1 protein-coding gene is annotated in these 1,459 nt (G+C 52.7%); it reads right to left on the reverse strand.

The annotated features are described in order from the left end of the window. Positions 1 to 159 precede the first annotated feature (159 nt). Entirely contained in the window at positions 160 to 1,401 is a 1,242-nt protein-coding gene (locus OKC30_RS20845) for a DUF927 domain-containing protein (RefSeq protein WP_333563112.1), read from the reverse strand. Positions 1,402 to 1,459: the final 58 nt, after the last annotated feature.

Here is a 1,459-nt window from a genome sequence, read left to right on the forward strand (position 1 = left end):
GGGTATTAGCTGGTCAAGGATGGCGATCATACCTCAGAAGCCGCGCCACGCCTCGCTCATACGAGGGGATGGTTAAGCGTTCCTCCCCTTGCTGCCTGCTTTTGCCACCGGATCCCATAAAAGCAAAGGGGCCAGTTCGCACTGGCCCCCTTTCATTTTTTAGAATTTTTCGACTTCCACCGATATCTCTGGCATGTCTGGTGAGGACTCAACCATCACGCACCCCGTCTCGCTCGTCGCGCGGCGGGTGAAACTCGGAGCGGGGGAGCCAGGGGCCGTTGATGAACCAGTACTGCAAGGTTGGACGAGGCTCTCAGTCCGTTCATCAAATAGCGGGCTTCTAAATTGAAATACCTTGTTCACCGAGAATACGTAATAATTGCCAGGAAGGCTGTCTATTACGATCTCTTTGACATATCGTCCGTCAGCATAGTGCACTATGTACCCGTTTTCACGAAGCCACTTCATGACCAGCTTCGGCTTGCTTGTCAACAGTTTCTGAAGCTGGGTCATTTCGACATAAAGCTTTCCGTCTTCCGTGAATCCTAATAGCTCCCGCACTTCCATGGATGGCTTGCCGATGTGGATCTTTCTTCGTTGCTCGGAGAGCGTATCCAATAACCGATAAGCCTCTCTGGTGACATCATCCATGATGCCTTCCATCGACATGAGCCACCGTCGGAAGCATACCAAAACTGCATTATCTGCATACGCCACATCAAACGGCAGAATACCTAGCTCAACGGCCAATCGCCCCGCTGCCATGACGTTTGCGAAGCAACCAGCACCACGAGCAGCAAGAGGCGGAGGGTTTTCTAATCCCGAGCGACTCATCAGCCACTCTTGGCACTCCTCACGCTTAGCAGCAAAGATAACCGCTAAATCAGCAGGGTTATCGATGTCTGGCATATTCAACAGCGCCTGAATATATGCAGGCATCGCCGTACCGTAGTACTGAGAGGTTGCAGCTTTAAGGCCATTCACCCGGCGACGAGTCAGCTCAAGGCTCTCACCCGCCAGCGCGACATCCTCCGCCATCATCTCAATATCCAGCAGTCTGACGAATATCCCCCCTTTAGTGCCCGCCTTGCTCCGCTCTAGCAGTTCCTTGAAGGATTCCTCCCCCGAAGAGGGAGCACAAACATTCGATGCCAATGGGCTCCTATTACCTGTGCCCTTCAAATTGCCAAGTACTCTCGACTGTCCACCCGTCACCGAATAGGCAAACTGAAGCGGATCGTTACTAGACAATGAGCCCAGTTCATCCAAACAAATGCCAATGCCAGTTCGTTGTTGAAACATGCCTTTGAACCCAGCAGCTGTTCCGTCCCACTTCACAATCGCCGTTGCGGGGCCCGCACTTGGGTCAGATGCCACGCCTGACACAGGGCGGGAGCACACTTTGTTGATATTTTAACCAAAGAATAACTGAGCCCGATAGTCGTCATTCCAGCCGGCT

The organism is Aeromonas sp. QDB18, assembly GCF_027705325.1.
Lineage (GTDB): Bacteria > Pseudomonadota > Gammaproteobacteria > Enterobacterales > Aeromonadaceae > Aeromonas > Aeromonas caviae.